A 21,369-nucleotide genomic window follows, 5' to 3' on the forward strand; every position below is an offset into this window, starting at 1 on the left:
CCCGCGCGGGGGGCGCCCCCCCCCCCCGGCGGGGGGGGCGCCCCCCCCACGCCCGTGCTCAGGTGCTGCGAGAGCAGCCGGTGCCTACTGCGCGGCGTTCAGGATCTCGCGCGCCAGCTTCGCCGTCTCGGTCGGCGTCTTGCCGACCTTGACGCCGGCGGCCTCGAGGGCCTCCTTCTTGGCCTGCGCGGTGCCGGAGGAGCCGGAGACGATGGCGCCGGCGTGACCCATGGTCTTGCCCTCGGGGGCGGTGAAGCCCGCGACGTAGCCGACGACCGGCTTGGTGACGTTCTTCGCGATGAAGTCCGCCGCACGCTCCTCGGCGTCGCCGCCGATCTCACCGATCATGACGATCAGCTCGGTGTCCGGGTCGGCCTCGAAGGCCTCCAGGGCGTCGATGTGCGTGGTGCCGATGACCGGGTCGCCACCGATGCCGACGGCGGAGGTGAAGCCGATGTCGCGCAGCTCGTACATCATCTGGTAGGTCAGCGTGCCGGACTTCGACACGAGACCGATCTTGCCGGGCTTGGTGATGTCGCCCGGGATGATGCCGGCGTTGGACTGGCCGGGGGTGATCAGACCCGGGCAGTTCGGGCCGATGATGCGGGTCTTGTTGCCCTTGGCGGTCGCGTACGCCCAGAAGGCGGCGGAGTCGTGCACCGCGATGCCCTCGGTGATGACGACGGCCAGCGGGATCTCGGCGTCGATGGCCTCGACGACGGCGGCCTTGGCGAAGGCCGGCGGGACGAAGAGGACGGAGACGTTGGCGCCCGTCTTCTCCATCGCCTCGGCGACCGAGCCGAAGACCGGGACCTCGGTGCCGTCGAAGTCGACGGACGTGCCGGCCTTGCGCGGGTTCACGCCACCGACGATGTTCGTGCCGTCGGCCAGCATCAGCTTGGTGTGCTTCATGCCCGTGGCACCGGTCATGCCCTGGACGATGACCTTGCTGTCCTTGTTGAGGAAGATAGCCATGTGAGTCTGTGACCTCGTCCCTTTACTTCGCAGCCGCAGCGAGCTCGGCGGCCTTGTCGGCCGCGCCGTCCATGGTGTCCACGCGCTGCACCAGCGGGTGGTTGGCGTCCGAGAGGATCTTGCGACCCAGCTCGGCGTTGTTGCCGTCGAGGCGGACGACGAGCGGCTTGGTGACCTCTTCGCCCTTGTCCTTGAGCAGCTGCAGGGCCTGGACGATGCCGTTGGCGACCTCGTCGCAGGCGGTGATGCCGCCGAAGACGTTGACGAAGACGGACTTGACGTCCGGGTCGCCGAGGATGATCTCGAGACCGTTGGCCATGACGGCGGCGGAGGCGCCACCGCCGATGTCGAGGAAGTTGGCGGGCTTGACGCCGCCGTGGTTCTCACCGGCGTACGCGACGACGTCCAGGGTGCTCATGACGAGACCCGCGCCGTTGCCGATGATGCCGACCTCACCGTCGAGCTTGACGTAGTTGAGGTTCTTCTCCTTGGCGGCGGCCTCCAGCGGGTTCGCGGCCGCGTGGTCCACGAACTCCTCGTGGCCCGGCTGGCGGAACTCCGCGTTCTCGTCGAGGGAGACCTTGCCGTCGAGGGCGATGACCTCGCCGGAGGCGACCTTCGCGAGCGGGTTGACCTCGACGAGGAGGGCGTCCTCGGCGATGAAGGTCTTCCACAGGGTGACCAGGACCTCGGCGACCTTCTCGGCGACCTCGGCCGGGAACTGCGCCAGGGCGACGATCTCGCGGGCCTTCTCGATCGTCACGCCCTCGTTGGCGTTGACCGGGACCTTCGCGAGCTTCTCGGGGGTCTCCTCGGCGACCTGCTCGATGTCCATGCCGCCCGCGACCGAGGCCATGGCCAGGAAGGTGCGGTTGGTGCGGTCCAGCAGGTAGGAGACGTAGTACTCCTCGACGATCTCCGGAGCGGTCTCCGCGATCATCACCTTGTGGACCGTGTGGCCCTTGATGTCCATGCCCAGGATGTCCGTCGCGCGGGCGACGGCCTCGTCCGGGGTGGCGGCCAGCTTGACGCCGCCGGCCTTGCCGCGGCCACCGACCTTCACCTGCGCCTTGACGACCGACTTGCCGCCCAGCCGCTCGGTGGCCTCGCGAGCCGCCTCAGGCGTGTCGATGACTTCACCGGCCAGCACCGGTACACCGTGCTTGGCGAAGAGGTCCCTCGCCTGGTACTCGAACAGGTCCACGCGCGTCCGTCCCTTGTCTTCAAAGATTCGCAGTGATTCGCGGTTGTCTGCGTGGGCGTGCCGCGGAGGGCAACGTGACGGCTCTGTCACTAGGGAGGCGCACACGGTGACCGCGGCGCGGCATGTCCGTCCCGCAGGTTATCCCCGGGACACGTGGGTCCCTAAATCGCAGATCACACCTGAGCGGTGATACCTGTCACAGATCCGCTCAGGGCGGAACGGGAAATTCGTGCGATCCGCCGATGTACGGAGGCGGCCGGCCCGCACCCGCGGGAGGGGCTCGGGGCACGGCCCGGGGCACGGCTCAGGGCACGGCTCAGGGCACCGGCAGGGGCCGCTTCTCGAGCGCCGCCGCCATCACCTCCGGGAACAGGTCGGGCGTGCAGGCGAAGGCCGGGACGCCCAGTGCGGCGAGGGCCGCGGCGTGTTCCCGGTCGTACGCGGGGGCGCCCTCGTCGGACAGGGCGAGCAGGGCCACGAACTCGGTCCCCGCCGCCTTCATCGCGGCGACCCGCCGCAGCATCTCGTTGCGTATGCCGCCCTCGTAGAGATCACTGATCAGGACCACGACGGTCTCGGCAGGGCGGGTGATCCTCGACTGGCAGTAGGCCAGGGCGCGGTTGATGTCGGTGCCGCCGCCGAGCTGGGTTCCGAACAGGACGTCCACCGGATCGTCGAGCTGATCCGTCAGGTCGGCGACGGCGGTGTCGAAGACGACCAGGCGCGTCGCGATCGAACGCATCGAGGCCAGCACCGCCCCGAAGACGGAGGCGTAGACGACCGAGGCGGCCATCGAACCCGACTGGTCGATGCAGAGGACGACCTCCTTCCTGACCGACTGCGCCGCCCGGCCGTACCCGATCAGCCGTTCGGGGACGACCGTGCGGTGCTCGGGCAGGTAGTGCTTCAGGTTCGCCCGGATGGTCCGGTTCCAGTCGATGTCGGCGTGGCGGGGGCGGGCCGTGCGGGCGGAGCGGTCGAGGGCGCCGGTGAGGGTGGCGCGGGTGCGGGAGGCGAGCCGCTGCTCCAGCCGGTCGACGACCTTGCGGACCACGGCCCGGGCCGTCTCCCGGGTGGTCTCGGGCATGGCCTTGTTCAGGGAGAGCAGGGTGCCGACGAGGTGCACGTCCGGCTCGACCGCCTCCAGCATCTCCGGCTCCAGCAGCAGCGAGTCCAGGCCGAGCCGCTCGATGGCGTCGCGCTGCATGACCTGGACCACCGGGGCGGGGAAGTACGTACGGATGTCCCCGAGCCAGCGTGCGACGCGGGGCGCGGACCCGCCCAGCCCGCCGGCCCTCCGGCTCCCGCCGGAAACGCCGCCCGGGGTGCCCCCGCCGCCGTACAGCGCCCCGAGCGCGGCGTCCATGGCCGCGTCCCGGCCGCCGAGCGCGCAGCCGGTCCCGTCCGACTCCCCGCCGAGCACCATCCGCCAGCGGCGCAGCCGCTCCCCGCCGTTCCCCATGACGTCCCCCGTCCCGCTCATCCGTCCGACCCCTGTCCTGTCCGTCCTCGTCACCGCCGACGCCCCCTCGACGCCGGCCTTCGCAGCCACCGCCCCGTCCCGCTGCGCGGAGCCACTCCCCCACCCCGCCCCTTCCCGAAACCGTGGCCTGCGGCCCCGGCCCCCGCCCGCCTCAATCGCAGGCGCGGCTCAAAGATCGGGGGCTCCGCCCCGGACCCCGCGCCTCAAACGCCGGCGAGGCTGAAGGGTGCCGGCGGCGCTGGATTGTGCCGGTGGGGCTGGATGGTGCTGGCGGCGCTGTGTGCCGGCGGGGTGCCGGCGGCGCTGTACGCCGGCGGGCTGGAATTGCCGCGCAGCGGCACAATCCACGCACAGCGGCGCTATCCAGCCCGCGCGGCGTTTGAGCGCACCGGGCGCGGAGCGCCCGGGTCTTTCAGCCCCGCCAGGTCCGTCTCAGCCCCGCCGGGTCCATCCCAGCCCCGCCAGATCCGTCCCAGCCCCGCCGGGGCCATCCCCAACCCCGCCGGCGTTTGAGGCGGGCGGGGTCCGGGGCCGCAGGCCACGGTTTCGGGAAGGGGCGGGGTGGGGGAACGGCTCCGCGCAGCGGCACAACCCGCGACCCGGCCCGGCCCGCGTCACGGCGCCGCGCCCGCGGCCCCCGCACCGGCGAGGAGCAGGCGGACCAGGGGGACGACCGCGGCCGCGCGGGCCGGGTCCAGGTCGGGGGCGAAGCCCTCGGGGGCGGTGCCCGCGGCGGGCGCGGCGCCCGGGCCGCGGCGGACCAGCTCGCCCAAGGTCCGCTTCACACCCGCCTCGTACGCCCCGAACGTCCGCCGCAGCAGCGGCAGCACGTCGATGAACGACTGCTCCGGCACGGAGACGAGCCAGGCGTCGATCAGCCCGAGCAGCCGGTCGTCGTGGACCAGCAGCGTGCCGCCGCCCGCGCCGCCGCCGGCGAAGCCGTCGATCCAGCCGGCCGCGTCCGCCGGGGCGGCGGCCGGGGACAGGGCGAGGCCCATCAGCCGCGCCGTCTCCCCGGCCGGCAGCCGCCCCTCGTCGAGGAGGAGGCGCGCGGCCCGGCCGCGTATCAGCCCGGGGACCGTCTCGCGGCCGGCCAGGCCCCGCAGCACCGCCGACCAGCGCTCGCGCAGCCCCTCGGCCTCCAGCAGCCCGACCGCCCCGTGCACGGCGTCCACGTGGCCGCGCAGCTCCGCCGCGGCGTCGGCGTCCAGCCCGGCGGCGCAGGCCGGCGGCAGCGCCACGCAGATCCGCTCGGCGAGCCCGGACGCCACCGCGCCCAGGGCCGACGCGTCGGTGCCCCGCACGTCCCCGTACCGCAGGGCGCAGGCCAGCGCGGGCAGGGCCTTGGCGAGCCGCGCCACGTCGGTGTCGAGGGCGGCGAGGTCCGCGAGGGCCCGCAGCACGGCGGGCAGCGCCTCGGCCAGCCCCGCGAGCAGGCACCGCTCGGCCAGCGCGGTGACCTCGCCGAGCTCCCGCGCGCCGGCCGCATCCGCCTCGGCCCTGGCGGTGGCGGCCGCCAGGACGGTGGTGCCCCAGATCCCGGCCTCGGCGACCCTCACCGACAGTTCCGGCTCCCAGCGCAGCCGCCAGGTCTCGCGGAAGGTCCCGGTGCCGGCCCGCGAGGCCGCGGGCACGCCCCAGTCGATGCCGAGGAGCCGCAGCCGGTGCAGCAGCAGCGACTTGGCGGCGTCGGTGTCCTTGCGCAGGTCGAGCTCGACCTCGCGCTCCTGGGCCTCGGCCTTGAGCCGCAGCGAGCGCTGCTGCCGGGTCAGGTCCCGCTGCAGCGGCACGGCGGGCGCCCCGTCGGGGACCGCGCCGAGCACATCGCCGACGACCAGGCGGTCCTCGACGAGCGCGAGCGGTACGTCGGAGCCGTCGCACATCACCGCCCGGACCGCCTCCAGCGTCTCGGCCAGGCCGGGCAGCGGCCGCCCGCGCACCGCGGCCAGGGTGTCGGCCAGCCGGACCGCCTCGATGACGTGCGACGGGGAGACCTGCCGGTCCTCCTCCCGCAGCAGTCCGGCGACCTTGGTCAGCCAGCGCTCCACCGGCCGGTCGGGGGCCGCGAAGAGATGGGCGTACCAGCCGGGCGAGGCGATGCCCGCCCCGTACCCTCCGGCGCGGGCGAGCCGCCGGTGGGTCCAGGGCACCCAGGTGGTCTCCGCCTTGACCCTGGGCAGCCCGGTCAGCAGCTTCCGGTCGGCGGCGGCGGTGGTCCGCGCGCGCAGCGCCGGCACGTGCCAGGCCCCGCACACCACCGCGTAGTCGTCGCCGAACTCCCGGCGGGCGGCCCGCATCTTCTGCCGCATGTACGCCTCGCGCACCAGGTCGCGGGAGCCCGCGCCCGCGCCCTTGTCCCCGTACGTCTCGCGCAGTGCGGCCATGGCCTCGCCGAGCGCCTCGAAGGCCGCCTCCGGGTCCCGGACGGTCCCGGAGCCGCGGTGCTCGACGACGTCCTCCCACCAGTGCTCCGGGTCGTCGTACCCGGCCGTCCGCGCCAGGGCGGCGAGCGGATCGGGCCGTACGCCACCGGGCTCCTCCCCGCCGTCCTGCCGGGCGAGGGTGTGGGCGGCCGGCAGATCGATGAACCGCACCGGGACCGGGGTGTCCTGCTCCTGGGCCCAGCGCAGGGCGACCCACTCCGGCGAGAACTCGGCCAGCGGCCAGAACGCGGCCCGGCCCGGGTCGTCCGCGGCATGCGCGAGCAGGGCCACGGGGGGCCGCATCCCAGGGTCCGCGGCGAGCGGCAGCAGCGCGTCCCCCTCGGGCGGGCCCTCGATCAGCACGGCCGCAGGCCGGGCCGCCTCCAGGGCGGCGCGCACCGCGCGGGCGGAGCCGGGCCCGTGGTGGCGCACGCCCAGCAGCAGCGGCCCCGGCCGGGCCGCCGCCCGGCTCATGCCGTCACCTCCCGGCAGGCGCGGTAGAAGTCCTTCCAGCCGTCCCGCTCGCGCACCACGGTCTCCAGGTACTCCTGCCAGACGACCCGGTCCGCGGCCGGGTCCCGCACGACGGCGCCGAGGATGCCCGCGGCGACGTCGGACGGGCGCAGCACTCCGTCCCCGAAGTGGGCGGCGAGCGCGAGGCCGTGGGTGACGACGGAGATGGCCTCGGCCGTGGACAGGGTGCCGCTGGGCGACTTGACCTTGGTGCGGCCGTCGGCGGTGACCCCGTCGCGCAGCTCGCGGAAGACGGTGACGACGCGGCGGATCTCCTCCAGCCCCTCGGGCGGCTCGGGCAGCTCCAGGGCGCGGCCGAGCTGGTCGACGCGGCGGGCCACGATGTCGACCTCGGCATCGGCGGTGGCGGGCAGCGGCAGCACGACGGTGTTGAAGCGGCGGCGCAGCGCGCTGGAGAGCTCGTTGACCCCGCGGTCGCGGTCGTTGGCGGTGGCGATGAGGTTGAAGCCGCGCACGGCCTGCACCTCCTGGCCGAGCTCCGGTATCGGGAGCGTCTTCTCGGACAGGATGGTGATGAGGGTGTCCTGGACGTCGGCGGGGATGCGGGTGAGCTCCTCGACGCGCGCGGTCGAGCCCTCGGCCATGGCCCGCATGACGGGGCTGGGCACGAGGGCCTCGCGGCTGGGGCCGTGGGCGAGGAGGCGGGCGTAGTCCCAGCCGTAGCGGATGGCCTCCTCGGGGGTGCCGGCGGTGCCCTGGACGAGGAGGGTGGAGTCGCCGCTGACGGCGGCGGCCAGGTGCTCGGAGACCCAGGTCTTGGCAGTGCCGGGGACGCCGAGCAGGAGCAGCGCGCGGTCGGTGGCGAGGGTGGTGACGGCCACCTCGACGATGCGCCGCGGGCCGACGTACTTGGGCGTGATGACGGTCCCGTCCTCGAGGGCGCCGCCCAGGAGGTACGTCGCGACCGCCCACGGGGAGAGCCTCCAGCGGGCCGGACGAGGCCGGTCGTCGGCCGCTTCCAGGGCTTTCAGTTCGTGCGCGAAGGCGTCCTCGGCGTGCGGTCGCAGCGCCTGCGCGCCGGTGCCGTTCCCCTGCGTGGTCATGGTCCCCCTCCAAGGCTCGACAGCCGTTCCCGACTGCTGCACCCACCGTGCACCACACCACTGACAACGACCCCTGCCCATACCGTTGTTGCAGGTCAGGGCGATTGTCAGTGGGGGTCTCTACGGTGGTTGGCATGACTGAGCAGCAGGTCCGCTGGACGGCGGAACAGGTAATGGCCCTGGCTCCTGACGCGGCGTCACGCAAGGCGGGAGCCGCGCTGGGCGGGGCAGGCCCGTGGTCCCAGACCGGAGGTTCCGCTTCCGGTGCGGTGTGGGGATGCTGCAAGGGCAGCGGCGCCACCCCGTACCGGACGGTGGTGGACCTGTCGGGCCCGGCGTACAAGTGCTCCTGCCCGAGCCGGAAGTTCCCGTGCAAGCACGCGCTCGGGCTCCTGCTGCTCTGGTCCGCCGAGGGGTTCGGCGAGGCGGCCGAGGCACCCGACTGGGCCGGCGAGTGGCTGGCGGGACGGGCGGCGAAGGCAGCGCCCGCGGCCGTCGGGGCGGGCGCGGCGGCCGGCCCGGCGGATCCGGAGGCGGCGCGGCGCCGGGCCGAGCGCAGGGCGGCCCGGATCGGCGCCGGCGTCGCCGAGCTGGAGCAGCGGCTCGCCGACCTGGTGCGGGCAGGGCTCGCCGGCCAGGAGCAGGCGGGGTACGCGTCGTGGGAGGAGACCGCGGCGCGGATGGTCGACGCCCAGGCGCCGGGTCTGGCCGCCCGCGTCCGGGAGTTGGGGACGATACCCGGTTGCGGCCCCGGCTGGCCCGCCCGGATGCTGGAGGAGGGCGCGCTGCTGCACCTGCTGAACCGGGGCTGGCTCGGGGTGGCAGGGCTGCCGCAGCCGCTCGCCGCGACGGTGCGGAGCAGGGTGGGACTGCCCGGCACCGGTGCGGAGGGGGAGGGCGTACGGGACCGCTGGCTGGTCCTGGCCCAGTACGACTCGGTGTCGCCGGACGGCCGGCTGACCACCCGCCGGATATGGCTGCGCGGGCTGGACAGCGGGCGCCCGGCCCTGGTGCTGGACTTCGGGCCGCCCGGGCGGCCGCCGGGGCTGGCGCTGCCGGTCGGGCTGGTGCTGGAGGCGGAGGCCCGCTTCCGGCCCGGTTCGGCGGGGCTGCGGGCGGACCTCGGGGAGAGGTACGCGCCGGCCGCGCCGTGCGACCGGGTGCCGGCCGGGGTCGGGACCGGGGCCGCACTGGAGGCGTACGGGGCGGCGCTGCGGGAGGATCCGTGGCTCGACTCCTGGCCCGTGGTGCTCGGTCCGGTGATCCCGGTACCAGGGGAACTCGGCTGGCAACTGGCGGATGCGGAGGGTGGCTGTGCGCTGCCCGTGGCCTCCGGCGGGGGCCGGCCGCGGTCCGGGCTGTGGCAGCTGGCCGCGCTGTCGGGCGGGGGCCCGGTCACGGTCTTCGGCGAATGCGGCCATCGGGGCTTCACGCCGCTGACCGCGTGGCAGCCGGGCTGCCCGGAACCGGTCGCCTTGGGGTGACGTGAGAGGGGCCGGGGGGCCGGGGGGCCTCGCAGGGGAGGGAGCACCGGCGCGGGGGCGCCGGTGTGCAAGACGAGTGAGCCGGGGGGCTTTTGTGAGCGACAACCACGCCAGCTGAAGGGCCGGCGACAGGGGGAAACAGGGACGGCTGCGGTCCCGCGGAGGGGGCGGGACCGCAGCCCGGAACACCGAGAGGGAGGGGGCCCGATGGCCGTGACGGCTGAGGTCGGTGAGCAGGGATACGGGGCGAGGGGACACGGGGAGATGGAGCGGGGCGAAGAGACGGGCCGGGAAGACGCGCAGTGGGAGGAGTTGGTTGCCGTTGCGCTGCTCGGGACCGAGCGGCGGCGGGGCAGCCCTGAGGCGCTGCTCGACGCGGCGGCCGTGCAGACCGTACGGCGGCGGGCCGGGCTGCGGCCCGCCGCGGCGGCTGCACTGCCGCAGCCCGCACCCGCGGACCCGCGCCCGCAGCCGCCCGAGCCGGCCCGGCGGCGGCTCGCACAGCTGCTGGCCGGCCGGACCGGCGCTGGCAGCGGCAGCGGGCGGCGGGGCGCCGCCCCGGATCTGACGGAGCTGCTGCCCCAGTGGCTGGCGGCCGCCGGCCGGCACGGCTACCGGGCTCCGGACGCCCTGCTGCCGGCGCTGCTGGACGCGGCCCGGGCCCGTACCGACCTGCGCCCGCAGGCACTCGCCCTGGCCGGGTCGCGGGGACTGTGGCTGGCCGGCCTCAACCCGGACTGGCGGTTCGCCCTGCGCGGCGGGGCCGGCGGCGGGATCCTGCCCGACCCCGAGGACCGGGCCGGGGTGGAACGGCTGTGGCAGGAGGGCCTGTTCGCGGAGCGCGTCGCCCTGCTCGGTGCCGTACGGGGCCACGAGGCGGCCGCGGCGATACGGCTGCTGTCGTCCACCTGGGCCACCGAGCGGGCCGAGGACCGGCTGATGTTCCTGGACTCGCTGCGGGTGGGCCTGTCGGAGGAGGACGAGCCGTTCCTGGAGGCGGCGCTCGGCGACCGCAGCCGCAACGTCCGGGCGACGGCGGCGGAGCTGCTGTCGGCGCTGCCCGGATCGGCGCTCGCCGCGCGGATGGCCGCGCGGGCACTGGCCTGCGTGGGGCCGGAGGGGGTGGTCCCGCCGGCCGAGTGCGATGCCGGGATGCTGCGCGACGGGGTGGTGGAGCGGCCGCCCGCCGGGCGCGGGGAGCGGTCCTGGTGGCTGGGCCAGTTGGTGGAGGCGGCGCCGCTGTCCTGCTGGCGGGAGCGGTTCGGGGGGCTGGATGCGGCCGGGATCGTCGCGCTGCCGATCGCCGACGGCGAGAGCTGGGCGGAGGAACTGCACGCCGCGTGGTGCCGGGCCGCCGTGCGGCAGCGGGATCCGGAGTGGTCCAAGGCACTGCTCGGCTCGGCTTCGGCGCCGACCGCGACGGCCCCGGGCACGGCGTCGCTCGCGGAGCGGGCGAAGCTGCTGGGGGTCTTGGCGGAGGGGGAACGGGCCGAGTGGGTCGCCGAGTTCGTACGGGCGCACGGGCTCTCGGAGGCGTTCCAGCTGCTGGGTGTGTGCGTGGTGCCGTGGGCGGGGGCGCTGGGGCGGGCCGTCGTCGATGCGTTGGACGCGGCGCGGGAGGCGGGGAGCTACCCGTGGAGTTTCAGCGGGGTGATGGGGCTGGCCGAGCGGTGCCTGGATCCTGCGGAGGCCGGGCGGTTGGAGGGGCTTGCCGCGGGGGCCGGGGGGCCGGTGGATGCCGAGGCGGGGGCCGCGGGGTATTGGGATGAGGCGTTCCAGCGGCTCGCGGCCACGCTGCGGCTGCGGGCCGCGATGCTGGCCGAACTCGGCCCGGCCACCTGACCGCGCCGCGGGTCCGCCGCCGCCGCTGCCGCTGCGCGGGGCCGTTCCCCTACCCGCCCCTTCTCCCCCCAGCTACCGCTGGGAGGTGCCCCCAGAAACCGGGCTCCGCCCGGACCCGGACCCGGGCGCTCCGCGCCCGGTGCGCTCAAACGCCGCGCGGCTGGATTTTCCAGCCCCGCCGGCGTTTGAGGCGGGGGTCCGGGCGGAGCCCCGGTTTCTGGGGGCACCTCCCAGCGGTAGCTGGGGGAGAAGGGGCGGGGTGGGGAAAAGCTCCGCGCAGCGGCGGCAACGGGCAACCGGCAGCGCCGCGTCAGCCGGTCAGCGGGTGATGTTGGTGCGGACCCAGTCCACGATGGACGTCGTCGTCGCGCCCGGGGTGAAGATTTCGGCCACGCCCTTCTCCTTCAGGGGGGCGATGTCGTCGTCCGGGATGATGCCGCCGCCGAAGACCTTGATGTCCTCCGCGTCGCGCTCCTTCAAGAGCTCCAGGACCCGGACGAACAGCGTGTTGTGGGCGCCCGACAGGATGGACAGGCCGATCGCGTCGGCGTCCTCCTGGATGGCGGTGTCCACGATCTGCTCGGGGGTCTGGTGCAGGCCCGTGTAGATGACCTCCATGCCCGCGTCCCGCAGGGCGCGCGCGATCACCTTCGCGCCGCGGTCGTGGCCGTCGAGACCCGGCTTGGCCACCACCACACGGATCGGACCGGTCACACCCATCGCACTGCCTCCCGAGTGAACGAACGTTAAGTACAGCATCGCGCACACCGCCGTTTCGCGGTCAACCACGAGGGGGAAATCACACGTGGGTCGGCGCTGATTCACCGCCAGGGGAGCCGCACCGGGAGCGCCGCGCCACCGTACCGGCAGCCGCACGGCACGGCGGCGCGGCCCGGCGGCACCGCGGGGCCGCGCGGTCCACATGTCCGGGGGGAGGCTTCCATGGGGCTTGCCGTGCCCGTTTCCGGGGCTGCGGTACGGGCCGGGGTGCTCGAGGCGGTGCTGTTCGGGGTGCACCTGCTGCACTATCCGACCGGGGTCCGGCAGGAGAGGCCCCCGGCTGTGGGCGGGGGTGCGCGGCCGCCCGTGCTGCTGCTGCACGGGTTCACCGACAACCGGTCCGTCTTCGTCGTGCTGCGCCGCACCCTGGCCGCGGGCGGCCTGCGGCAGGTGGAGGCGTACAACTACTCGCCCTTCACCCGCGACGTGCGCAGCGCCGCCCGCCATCTGGCCCGCCGGGTCGAGGAACTCTGCGAGCGCACCGGGCGGGAGCAGGTCGACCTGGTCGGCCACAGCCTGGGCGGGCTGGTCGGGCGGTACTACGTCCAGCGCCTCGGCGGCGACGCCCGCATCCGCACCCTCGTCACCCTGGGCACTCCGCATTCCGGTACGCGCGTCGCCCCCTTCATGGACGCCCACCCCCTCGTCCGGCAGGTCCGCCCGGATTCCGAGGTGATGGCGGAGCTGCGCGCGCCCGCGCCCGGCTGCCGGACCCGGTGCGTGGCGTTCTGGAGCGAGTTCGACGAGCTGATGGACCCGACCGGCACCGCCCGCCTCGAACATCCGGACCTGCGGGCGGAGAACATCCTGGTCACGGGCATCGGACACCTCGCGCTGGCCGCCCATCCCGCCGTCACGGCGGCGGTCCGGCGGGCCCTCGACGGGCCCGGGCCGAGCGCCGTCGAACCGCCGTCGGACACCGCTTCCGTCGCCTGAACTCCAACCGGCCGCCAGTCGAACGAATTTCGAACTCAAGGCCAAGGCTGGGCATCGTGCCGACCGAAAGACGGCCGAATGCCCGGTTCCGCTCAGGCTGAAGCCGTCCGAAGATTGTCGTCGCCTGTGACCGCCGGGTACAGTCACGCCACTGCTCTCCCCAGGGAACCCCCCTCACCCTGGCCACCCAGGCCCCCACTGCCGAGGCGAAAGAGAAGTTGGTGAACGACCGCCCCTCGTCGGGCCTGTACCCCGATTCCGGGTACGACGGCCTTTCCACCACCACTTTCGCTGGTGATTCCACCTACGTTTCCTATGAAACGCAGGGACAGGGGTACAACTACGCTGCGCATGGTTCGTACGAGGCCTACGGTGCCTACGAGCCTTATGGGACCGGCACTTACGACGCCACCGCCTGGAACACGGTTCCGCAGGAGAGCTACCCGCAGGACGGCTACCTCTCGACCGTTCCCGCCCAGGGCGTCCCCGAGGACACCGGCTCCTGGACCGTGCAGAGCACCGACTTCCAGGCCACGGCCACCGGCTTCGGCTACGACCAGGGCACCGGCCAGTGGGCGATGCCGGGGTACGGCACCACCGGCACCGAGACGGGCGCCTACGACGCCACCGCCTGGAACACCGTCCCGCAGGAGCAGTTCAGCCAGGAGCAGTTCACCCAGGAGCAGGTGCTCCAGGCGCAGGTGCCCCTGGAGCAGGTTCCGCAGGATCAGCAGCAGACCCAGGCCTTCTCGTTCGAGTACGAGAACGAGTACGACGCCGCCCCCTACGGCTCCGACGCCGACTCCTACACCGAGACGGCCGTCTTCCAGTCCCTCGGCGACGAGGACGTCGAGGACGTCGAGGCGGAGGACGACGCCCCCGTCGTGCACGACCTGCCCACGCAGGCCATGCCCGTCACGTCCTCGGCCGACGTCCCCGCCGCCCCGCGGGCCTCGCGCCGGGCCGGGAGCAAGGGTGCGCCGCCTGCTGCCGGAAGCCGCCGCAGGTCCCCGGCGAAGCGTTCCGCCCTGCTGACCGTGGCCGTTCCCTCGGCCTGCGTGATGGGCGTGGCCGGTGTCGCGGCCGCCTCCGTCGGCGGGCTCACGGGCGCCGACAAGCCGGCCGAGGGCACGACGACGATGGCCGCGCCCGACCCGGCCTCCGTCAAGCCCGTCGCGGCCAACAACAAGCTCGACACCCAGCTCCAGGCGCTCAGCGCCGACGCGGGCGACTTCGCGGACCGCGCGAGCCGCACCCAGGAGCGCATCGACCTGCGCCAGCGCCAGGACGAGGAGCGCAAGCGCAAGGCGGAGGAGGAGGCGGCCAAGGAGGCGGCCCGCCCCAAGTTCGCCGTGCCCGTGTCCCAGCACGGCCTCAGCGCCAGCTTCGGCCAGGCCGGCGGCATGTGGATGTCGGTGCACACCGGCATCGACTTCCCCGTCGGCTACGGAACCCCCGTCATGGCGGCCACCGACGGCACCGTGCGCACCCAGTGGAACAGCGCCTACGGCAACATGGCCATAGTGACCTCCCCCGACGGCACCGAGACCTGGTACTGCCACCTGAGCAGCACCAAGATCCGGTCCGGGAAGGTCAAGGCCGGCGACGTCATCGCGTACTCCGGCAACTCGGGCAACTCCACCGGCCCGCACCTGCACTTCGAGGTCCACCCCGGCGGCGGCTCCGCGGTCGACCCCGTGCCGTGGCTGCGCAGCCACGGCCTGGACCCGACCTGATCCCTGCGCTCCTCCCCCGCCTACGACGAAGCCCGGGCCGCCACGGCCCGGGCTTCGTCGTAGGTGCAGCTCCAGCCCTGCACCGGGCCGCCGGCTACGGCTACGGCTACGGCTACGGCTACGGCTACGGCTACGGCTACGGCTACGGCTACGGCTACAGCTTCTGCACCGGCGCGTAGCGCAGCAGCAGGCGCTTGGGCTTGTCGTCGCCGAAGTCGATGGTGGCCTGGGCGTCCGCGCCGGCGCCCCTGACCTCCATGACCGTGCCCAGACCGAACTGGTCGTGCGTGACCCGGTCCCCCACCGTCAGGGCGACGACCGGCTTGTCGGCGGCCCGGCGCGTCGCGAACCCGGACGGGCCCGAGCGCGTACGGGAGGAGGACAGGAAGGCCTCCGGCGAGGTGCCGAACGAGGCCTTGCCCGAGCCGTACCCCGAGCCGGATCCGGAGCGCATCGGGCCCGCCGGCTTCTGCGCCGCGCCCGTGCGCTTCCACTCCAGGTACTGCGCCGGGATCTCCTCCAGGAACCGCGACGGCGGGTTGTACGAGGGGGTGCCCCACGCACTGCGCATCGCGGAGCGGGTGAGGTACAGCCGCTCGCGCGCACGCGTGATGCCGACGTACGCGAGGCGCCGCTCCTCCTCCAGCTCCTTGGTCTGGCCCAGCGCCCGCATGTGCGGGAAGACCCCGTCCTCCATGCCGGTCAGGAAGACCACGGGGAACTCCAGGCCCTTGGCGGTGTGCAGGGTCATCAGCGTGATGACGCCGGTTCCCTCGGTGTCCTCGTCCGGGATCTGGTCGGAGTCGGCGACGAGTGCGACCTGCTCGAGGAACTCGGCGAGGGAGCCCCCCGCAGCGCCGGGCGCAGCTGCCGCGGCGTCCTCGCCCGCGCGCGCCTGCTCGAATTCGAGCGCGACCGCCGCGAGCTCCTGGAGGTTCTCGATCCGGGTCTCGTCCTGCGGGTCGGTGGAGGCCTGGAGCTCGGCGAGGTAGCCGGTGCGCTCCAGGACCGCTTCGAGGACCACGGCGGGCCCGGCGCCCGATTCGGCGATCGTGCGCAGCTCGTCCATCAGCACGTTGAACCGCTTCACCGCGTTGGTGGAGCGCGCGGCCATCCCGTACGCCTCGTCCACGCGCCGCAGCGCCTGCGGGAAGGTGATCTTCTCGCGCAGGGCGAGGGCGTCGATCATCGCCTCGGCGCGCTCGCCGATGCCGCGCTTGGGCACGTTCAGGATGCGGCGCAGCGGCACGTTGTCCTCGGGGTTCGCCAGGACGCGCAGGTACGCGAGGATGTCACGGACCTCCTTGCGCTCGTAGAAGCGGACCCCGCCGACGACCTTGTAGGGCAGGCCGACCCGGATGAAGACCTCCTCGAACACGCGGGACTGCGCGTTCGTCCGGTAGAAGATCGCGACGTCGCCGGCCTTGGCGTCGCCCGCGTCCGTGAGCCGGTCGATCTCGTCGGCGACGAACTGCGCCTCGTCGTGCTCGGTGTCGGCCACGTAGCCGGTGATGACGGCGCCGGAGCCGGCCTCGGTCCACAGGTTCTTGGCGCGGCGGTTCTCGTTGCGCTCGATGACGGCGTTGGCGGCGGAGAGGATGGTCTGCGTGGAGCGGTAGTTCTGCTCCAGCAGGATCGTCGTCGCGTCCGTGTAGTCCTCCTCGAACTGGAGGATGTTGCGGATCGTCGCTCCGCGGAAGGCGTAGATCGACTGGTCGGCGTCGCCGACCACGCACAGCTCGGCCGGCGGCAGGTCCGGGTAGCCGGCGCCCACGAGCTCGCGCACGAGCGTGTACTGGGCGTGGTTGGTGTCCTGGTACTCGTCGACGAGGACGTGCCGGAAGCGCCGCCGGTAGTGCTCGGCGACGTCCGGGAACGCCTGGAGCAGGTGGACGGTGGTCATGATGATGTCGTCGAAGTCGAGCGCGTTGGCCTCGCGCAGCCGCCCCTGGTACATCGCGTACGCCTGGGCGAGGGTCTTCTCGAAGCCGTCGGCGGCCTGCGCGGCGAAGGCGTCCTCGTCGATGAGCTCGTTCTTGAGGTTCGAGATCTTGGCGTTGAAGGACTTGGGCGGGAACTTCTTCGGGTCCAGGTCCAGGTCGCGGCAGACGAGGGCCATGAGGCGCTTGGAGTCGGCCGCGTCGTAGATCGAGAACGACGAGGTGAAGCCGAGGCGCTTGGACTCGCGGCGCAGGATGCGCACGCACGCGCTGTGGAAGGTGGACACCCACATCGCGTTCGCGCGGGGGCCGACCAGGCCCTCGACGCGCTCCTTCATCTCGGCGGCGGCCTTGTTGGTGAAGGTGATCGCCAGGATCTGGCCGGGGTGGACGCCGCGGGCGGCGAGGAGGTGGCCGATGCGGTGGGTCAGCACGCGGGTCTTGCCGGAGCCGGCGCCGGCCACGATCAGCAGCGGGGAGCCGGCGTGGACGACGGCGGCGCGCTGCTGCTCGTTCAGCCCGTCCAGCAGGGCCGCGGGGTCGATGACCGGCTTCGGGCTGCCGTCGCGGTAGTACGCGTCGCCGCTCATGGGCAGGTCGAAGTGGCCCTCGAAGAGGTCGTCCGCGCCCGACTCCGGGGCGTGCTCGTCCTCGTACTCCTCGGGCGGCGGCGGGACCTCGTCGGAGGGGGTGAGGTCTGCCAGGAAGCTGTCGTCAAAGAGGCTGCTCATCGCCTTCCGAGTCTAGGGGGCCGGACGGACACCCGGCCCCGGACCGGAAGAACTTGGGTCGCATCACACATCCCGCGCCCCGCAGGACGGGCCCGCCCGACCGGCCCCGCCCGCCACGGGCGTCAGGCGAGGACGAGCTCCAGCAGGCCCGGGAAGCGCCGCTCCAGGTCCTCGCGGCGCAGGGTGAGGTAGAGCTTGCGGCCCTGGGGGCGCTGGCAGATCACGCCGCTCTCGCGGAGCGTCTTCAGGTGGTGGGTGACGCTCGAGCGGGGCAGGTCGGGGACCACCTCGCCGCAGGAGGCCTCGGCGCCGGAGGCGAGCCTGCGGACGATCTCCAGCCGGACGGGGTGCCCGAGGGCCGCGAGCACCTCGGCCAGTTCGAGGCGGTCGGCGTCGGGGTGGGTCAGCTCAGCAGCGGCGGCCATGCCCTCACTGTACTGAGGCCGGGCCGCCCCCTTGCCTGACCATTCGAAGATCTCGTACAGTCAAAAATCGTACGAGATCTTCGAACGATCAGCCGCGCGCCGACAGCCCCGGCGCCGCCCCACGGGAGGACACCCCCATGCCCGAGACCCCCACGCCCGCGACCCCCACGCCCGAGACCCCCACGCCCGAGACCCCCCTCGACGACGCGGCCCTCGCCGCCTCCCTCGACGGCGGCTTCACCAGCCGCCACGCCCAGCTCGACGGCGTCCGCCTGCACTACGTCGAGGGAGGCAGCGGCGAGCCCCTGGTCCTGCTCGGCGGCTGGCCGCAGACCTGGTGGCAGTGGCGCAAGGTGCTGCCCGCCCTCGCCGCCCACTACCGCGTGATCGCCGTCGACCTGCGCGGCATGGGCGGCTCCGGCAAGCCCGCCGGCGGCTACGACAAGAAGACCCTGGCCGGCGACGTCCACCGGCTGCTCGGCCGGCTCGGCATCGAGTCCGCGCACGTCGTCGGCCACGACATCGGCGCGATGGTGGCATACGCCTTCGCCGCCAACCACCCGCGGGCCACCCGCAAGATCGCCCTCCTCGACGTCTCGCACCCGGAGCCGGGCTGGGCCGAGCTGCCGCTGATCCCCCGCGAGGGGATACGGCACCTGTGGTGGTTCGCCTTCAACCAGGTGGAGGGCCTGCCCGAGCAGCTGCTCGCCGGGCGCTCCCGGCTCCTGCTGGACTGGCTCTTCGGCGCGATGGCCCCCGACGGGGACGACATCGACGACCACGCCCGCCGGGTGTACGCCCGCGCCTACGACGAGCCGGACGCGATCCGGGCCGGCAACGCCTGGTACCGGGCCTTCGCCCAGGACATCGCGGACCTCGCCGGCTACGCCCCGGTGACGGCCCCGATCCTGGCCCTCGGCGGCGAGCGCAGCAACTACGAGCGCCTGGTGACGGCCGTGCCGCAGCTCGGCACGGACACCCGCGTCGTCCGCGTCGACGGCGCCGGCCACTACCTCCCCGAGGAGCGGCCGGAGGCGGTCGTGGAGGAGCTGACCCGCTTCCTGGGCTGAGCGGCGGCCCCCGTACGCTCGACGGCATGGACGCACTCATCAACGCCTTCGTCGCCCTGCACATCATCGGGATCGCCTCGCTCCTCGGCGGCTTCCTCACCCAGATGAAGGCGATGGGCGCAGGCACCGCCCGCTTCGTGCCGGCGATGCTGCACGGTGCGCTGACGATGCTCGTCACCGGCGTCCTGCTGGTCGGCTTCCGCGAGATGGACGGCGGCAGCCTGAACCACATCAAGATCGGCGTGAAACTCGCCGTCCTCTTCGTGGTCCTCGCCCTCGTCTACGTCAAGCGCGACGAGGAGCGGGTGGAGAAGGCGGCGTTCGGCGCGGTCGGCGGACTGACCGTGGTCAATATCTTCATCGCCACTCTCTGGCACTGATCCGGAACCAACACATCCGGTCACGTCGGGGCACTTCCGATCATTTCGTCATCCGGCCGTTACCCCGCGGTCTAGCGTCCTCCTCCGTACCCGCCCCGACGGAGGAAGGACGTGAGGCCCTCGTGGCCAGTCATCGAAAGCCCCGGCAGCGCCCGCTCCGCGGCGGCACCGTACGCACCGCCGCCACCACCCTCGCCCTGGCGGGCGCTGCCACCGCCACCGCGTTCGAAGGCACCTCCCAGGCCGACCCGCAGCAGACGCCCGCCCAGGTCAAGGCGGAGGTCGACCGGCTCTACGAGGAGGCCGAGGCCGCGACCGAGCGGTACAACGGGGCGAAGGAGAAGGCCGACGAGGCCCAGCGCGCGCTGAACGGGCTGCGCGACGAGAGCGCCCGCAGGACCGACCGCCTCAACACCGCCCGCAGGGTCCTCGGCTCCCTCGCGGCCGGCCAGTACCGCAGCGGCGGCCTCGGGCCCGCCACCGCCCTCGCGCTCGCCGACGACCCGCAGGACTACCTGGACCGGGCCTCCTTCCTGACCCGGACCGGCGACCGCAACGCCGCCGAGATCGCCTCCGTACGCCGCCAGCTCGAGGAGGTCGGCAAGCTGCGGGACGCGGCGGCCGGACGCCTCGCCGACCTGCGCGAGCGGGAGGGCGAGCTCGCCTCGTACAAGGCCGCCGTCGAGGGCAAGCTCGCGACCGCCAAGCAGCTGCTGGCCAAGCTCACCGCCGAGGAGCGCGCCGCGTACGAGGCGCAGTCGGGCGGCGGCGCCGCCCCGTCGGCCGCCACCGGTCCGCGTGGCGCTGCCCCCGCGGCCCCGGCCCCGGACGGCTCGCGCGCCTCGCGCGCCGTCGCCTTCGCGTACGGGGCGATCGGCAAACCGTACGTCTGGGGAGCGACCGGCCCGAACGCCTTCGACTGCTCCGGACTGACCCAGGCGGCCTGGCGCTCGGCCGGGATCTCCCTGCCCCGCACCACCTACACCCAGATCAACGCCGGGCAGCGCGTCTCCCGCGACCAGCTGGCCCCCGGCGACCTGGTGTTCTTCTACTCCGGGGTCACGCACGTCGGGCTGTACATCGGCAACGGCCAGATGGTCCACGCCCCGCACCCGGGCTCGACGGTCCGCGTGGCGCCGATCGACTCCATGCCGTGGGCGGGCGCGGCCCGGCCGGCGTAGCGCCGCCGTGCCGCGGGCCGCCCGCGAACACCGGCTACGGCGTCTTCACCACCGAGGTCAGCCAGCCGAAGGTCTGCGGCAGCTGCTTCGACCAGGATTCGAGGTTGTGGCCGCCGACGACCTTCTCCGCGTGCACCGTGGTCGGGTTCTTCGCGAGGGCCTTGAGGTCCATGCCGGACAGGTAGCCGTCCTGCTCGGCGCCCGACATCCACAGCGCGACCGCGGGCGGTGCGGGCTGGGTCTGCAGCACGCTCTTGAGGTTGTGGGTGCGGCGCAGCTCCGGGTCCTGGGCGACCAGCGAGGAGGGCTCCTGGCCCGGGTCGTTGTAGCCGGAGAGGGAGACGGCCGCGCTGTAGCGGTCGGGGTGGGCGATCGCCAGCTTGGCGGCGCAGTACGCGCCCGCCGAGTACCCGGCGACGCCCCAGGTGCGGGCCTCGTCGGAGACGCGGAAGTTGTCCGTGACCATCTTGCGGACGTCGACGCTGAACCAGCTGTCCGCGTTGACCTTGCCGGGGATGTTGGCGCAGCCGGTGTCGGCGTTGCCGAGCAGCATGGCGCGCGGCGAGACCAGGATGAACGGCGCCACCTTGCCGCTCTTCATCAGCGGCTCCAGCACCTCGTGGGCGTGCAGGCCCTGGAACCAGGACTTGCCCGTGCCGGGGATGCCCGGGATCAGCTCGACGACGGGGAACTTCTTGTCCTTGAAGGCCGGGTCGTCGTACTGCGGCGGAGTCCACACCATGACGTCGCCCTTGACCCCGGAGATCTTGCCGTCGAGCTCGGTCTTCCGCACCCGGCCGCCGACGCCCTCCACCGGGTGGAACTCCTGGAGCACCTTCGGCGCCGCCTCGACCTTCTTGCCGCCCTTGCCGTCGGGGCCGAGGTCGGGGGCGGCGGTGACGTACTTGCCGGTGCCCATCAGGTCGCCCCAGGAGGCGTAGAAGTTCATGTCCCGGTTCACCGCGATGAACACCAGGGCGACGGCCGTGACCTGGGCGAAGACCACCATCAGGCCGCGCAGCAGGACGCGCACGGCCCGGGGGCCGCGCAGCCTGGTCCACACGGCCAGCGGCAGCACCACGGCGATCACCGCGAGGGCGATCGCCGTCACGAACAGGGGGGTCCCGGTCAAGCTCATCACGCCCCCCTAGAGGGCGGCGCGGCCCGCCGGGGTTCCCCCGCGGCCCTGCGGCGTGGATCAC

17 protein-coding genes are annotated in these 21,369 nt (G+C 73.7%); 8 read left to right on the forward strand and 9 right to left on the reverse strand.

Features of this window, described 5'->3' with window-relative positions; genetic code table 11:
- Positions 1-84: 84 nt before the first annotated feature.
- The 5 genes from sucD to ABZ924_RS23160 all read right to left on the reverse strand — a co-directional run bounded on the left by sucD (position 85) and on the right by ABZ924_RS23160 (position 7,662).
- Positions 85-975 carry a succinate--CoA ligase subunit alpha gene (gene sucD, locus ABZ924_RS23140; protein ID WP_361912866.1) on the reverse strand — a complete coding sequence of 297 codons (891 nt, stop codon included), beginning with the start codon at positions 973-975 and terminating at the stop codon, positions 85-87.
- A gap of 22 nt (positions 976-997) precedes the next feature.
- Positions 998-2,179, reverse strand: a complete 1,182-nt coding sequence (gene sucC / locus ABZ924_RS23145; protein WP_361912869.1) for an ADP-forming succinate--CoA ligase subunit beta — start codon at positions 2,177-2,179, stop codon at positions 998-1,000.
- Positions 2,180-2,495: 316 nt separating this feature from the next.
- Positions 2,496-3,662: a VWA domain-containing protein gene (locus tag ABZ924_RS23150; protein WP_361912872.1), complete on the reverse strand. Its 1,167-nt coding sequence runs from the start codon at positions 3,660-3,662 to the stop codon at positions 2,496-2,498.
- A 614-nt stretch (positions 3,663-4,276) separates the two neighbouring features.
- Positions 4,277-6,559 carry a DUF5682 family protein gene (locus ABZ924_RS23155; protein WP_361912875.1) on the reverse strand — a complete coding sequence of 761 codons (2,283 nt, stop codon included), beginning with the start codon at positions 6,557-6,559 and terminating at the stop codon, positions 4,277-4,279.
- Complete coding sequence (locus tag ABZ924_RS23160; RefSeq protein WP_361912878.1) at positions 6,556-7,662, reverse strand: AAA family ATPase; 1,107 nt, start codon at positions 7,660-7,662, stop codon at positions 6,556-6,558. Before ABZ924_RS23160 ends, ABZ924_RS23155 begins: the two co-directional genes overlap by 4 nt.
- A gap of 134 nt (positions 7,663-7,796) precedes the next feature.
- Between ABZ924_RS23160 and ABZ924_RS23165 the strand changes: the two genes are divergently transcribed.
- Together ABZ924_RS23165 and ABZ924_RS23170 are read left to right on the forward strand one after the other, a co-directional pair.
- Positions 7,797-9,146 carry an SWIM zinc finger family protein gene (locus tag ABZ924_RS23165; protein ID WP_361912880.1) on the forward strand — a complete coding sequence of 450 codons (1,350 nt, stop codon included), beginning with the start codon at positions 7,797-7,799 and terminating at the stop codon, positions 9,144-9,146.
- Positions 9,147-9,410: 264 nt separating this feature from the next.
- Entirely contained in the window at positions 9,411-10,988 is a 1,578-nt protein-coding gene (locus ABZ924_RS23170; protein WP_361912966.1) for a DUF5691 domain-containing protein, read from the forward strand.
- A gap of 318 nt (positions 10,989-11,306) precedes the next feature.
- Here the strand turns inward: ABZ924_RS23170 and ABZ924_RS23175 are convergent, their stop codons facing one another.
- Positions 11,307-11,708, reverse strand: coding sequence for a cobalamin B12-binding domain-containing protein (locus ABZ924_RS23175; protein ID WP_361912883.1), 402 nt, complete (start codon positions 11,706-11,708; stop codon positions 11,307-11,309).
- Between the two features lie 222 nt (positions 11,709-11,930).
- Here ABZ924_RS23175 and ABZ924_RS23180 point away from each other — a divergent pair, with 222 nt between their 5' ends.
- The 3 genes from ABZ924_RS23180 (at position 11,931) to ABZ924_RS23190 (ending at position 14,619) form a co-directional block, all read left to right on the forward strand.
- Positions 11,931-12,704: an alpha/beta fold hydrolase gene (locus ABZ924_RS23180; protein WP_361912885.1), complete on the forward strand. Its 774-nt coding sequence runs from the start codon at positions 11,931-11,933 to the stop codon at positions 12,702-12,704.
- A gap of 221 nt (positions 12,705-12,925) precedes the next feature.
- Complete coding sequence (locus ABZ924_RS23185) at positions 12,926-14,440, forward strand: peptidoglycan DD-metalloendopeptidase family protein (RefSeq protein WP_361912888.1); 1,515 nt, start codon at positions 12,926-12,928, stop codon at positions 14,438-14,440.
- Positions 14,407-14,619: a hypothetical protein gene (locus tag ABZ924_RS23190; protein WP_361912891.1), complete on the forward strand. Its 213-nt coding sequence runs from the start codon at positions 14,407-14,409 to the stop codon at positions 14,617-14,619. Before ABZ924_RS23185 ends, ABZ924_RS23190 begins: the two co-directional genes overlap by 34 nt.
- Here the strand turns inward: ABZ924_RS23190 and pcrA are convergent.
- Both pcrA and ABZ924_RS23200 read right to left on the reverse strand, forming a co-directional pair.
- Positions 14,595-17,111: a DNA helicase PcrA gene (pcrA, locus tag ABZ924_RS23195; RefSeq protein ID WP_361912894.1), complete on the reverse strand. Its 2,517-nt coding sequence runs from the start codon at positions 17,109-17,111 to the stop codon at positions 14,595-14,597. The genes ABZ924_RS23190 and pcrA overlap by 25 nt on opposite strands.
- A gap of 122 nt (positions 17,112-17,233) precedes the next feature.
- Complete coding sequence (locus ABZ924_RS23200) at positions 17,234-17,536, reverse strand: helix-turn-helix domain-containing protein (protein WP_361912897.1); 303 nt, start codon at positions 17,534-17,536, stop codon at positions 17,234-17,236.
- Between the two features lie 137 nt (positions 17,537-17,673).
- Here ABZ924_RS23200 and ABZ924_RS23205 point away from each other — a divergent pair, with 137 nt between their 5' ends.
- From ABZ924_RS23205 to ABZ924_RS23215, 3 genes are all read left to right on the forward strand, one after another.
- Positions 17,674-18,606: an alpha/beta hydrolase gene (locus tag ABZ924_RS23205; RefSeq protein ID WP_361912899.1), complete on the forward strand. Its 933-nt coding sequence runs from the start codon at positions 17,674-17,676 to the stop codon at positions 18,604-18,606.
- A 26-nt stretch (positions 18,607-18,632) separates the two neighbouring features.
- A complete protein-coding gene (locus tag ABZ924_RS23210) occupies positions 18,633-18,986 on the forward strand; it encodes a hypothetical protein (RefSeq protein WP_361912902.1) in 354 nt (117 codons plus the stop codon).
- A 122-nt stretch (positions 18,987-19,108) separates the two neighbouring features.
- Positions 19,109-20,167, forward strand: coding sequence for an NlpC/P60 family protein (locus tag ABZ924_RS23215; RefSeq protein ID WP_361912905.1), 1,059 nt, complete (start codon positions 19,109-19,111; stop codon positions 20,165-20,167).
- Positions 20,168-20,201: 34 nt separating this feature from the next.
- Here the strand turns inward: ABZ924_RS23215 and ABZ924_RS23220 are convergent, their stop codons facing one another.
- Entirely contained in the window at positions 20,202-21,305 is a 1,104-nt protein-coding gene (locus ABZ924_RS23220) for an alpha/beta hydrolase-fold protein (protein WP_361912908.1), read from the reverse strand.
- Between the last annotated feature and the right edge of the window lie 64 nt (positions 21,306-21,369).

The organism is Streptomyces sp. NPDC046876 (genome assembly GCF_040645035.1).
GTDB lineage: Bacteria > Actinomycetota > Actinomycetes > Streptomycetales > Streptomycetaceae > Streptomyces.

Bases quoted from the DNA above. Each gene is read 5' to 3' on its own strand.
- ABZ924_RS23210 (WP_361912902.1), top strand. From the start codon at position 18,633: ATGGACGCACTCATCAACGCCTTCGTCGCCCTGCACATCATCGGGATC.
- ABZ924_RS23155 (WP_361912875.1), bottom strand. From the start codon at position 6,559: ATGAGCCGGGCGGCGGCCCGGCCGGGGCCGCTGCTGCTGGGCGTGCGC.
- ABZ924_RS23220 (WP_361912908.1), bottom strand. From the start codon at position 21,305: ATGAGCTTGACCGGGACCCCCCTGTTCGTGACGGCGATCGCCCTCGCG.
- pcrA (WP_361912894.1), bottom strand. From the start codon at position 17,111: ATGAGCAGCCTCTTTGACGACAGCTTCCTGGCAGACCTCACCCCCTCC.
- ABZ924_RS23180 (WP_361912885.1), top strand. From the start codon at position 11,931: ATGGGGCTTGCCGTGCCCGTTTCCGGGGCTGCGGTACGGGCCGGGGTG.
- ABZ924_RS23200 (WP_361912897.1), bottom strand. From the start codon at position 17,536: ATGGCCGCCGCTGCTGAGCTGACCCACCCCGACGCCGACCGCCTCGAA.
- ABZ924_RS23205 (WP_361912899.1), top strand. From the start codon at position 17,674: ATGCCCGAGACCCCCACGCCCGCGACCCCCACGCCCGAGACCCCCACG.
- sucD (WP_361912866.1), bottom strand. From the start codon at position 975: ATGGCTATCTTCCTCAACAAGGACAGCAAGGTCATCGTCCAGGGCATG.
- ABZ924_RS23175 (WP_361912883.1), bottom strand. From the start codon at position 11,708: ATGGGTGTGACCGGTCCGATCCGTGTGGTGGTGGCCAAGCCGGGTCTC.
- ABZ924_RS23150 (WP_361912872.1), bottom strand. From the start codon at position 3,662: ATGAGCGGGACGGGGGACGTCATGGGGAACGGCGGGGAGCGGCTGCGC.
- ABZ924_RS23165 (WP_361912880.1), top strand. From the start codon at position 7,797: ATGACTGAGCAGCAGGTCCGCTGGACGGCGGAACAGGTAATGGCCCTG.
- ABZ924_RS23160 (WP_361912878.1), bottom strand. From the start codon at position 7,662: ATGACCACGCAGGGGAACGGCACCGGCGCGCAGGCGCTGCGACCGCAC.
- ABZ924_RS23170 (WP_361912966.1), top strand. From the start codon at position 9,411: ATGGAGCGGGGCGAAGAGACGGGCCGGGAAGACGCGCAGTGGGAGGAG.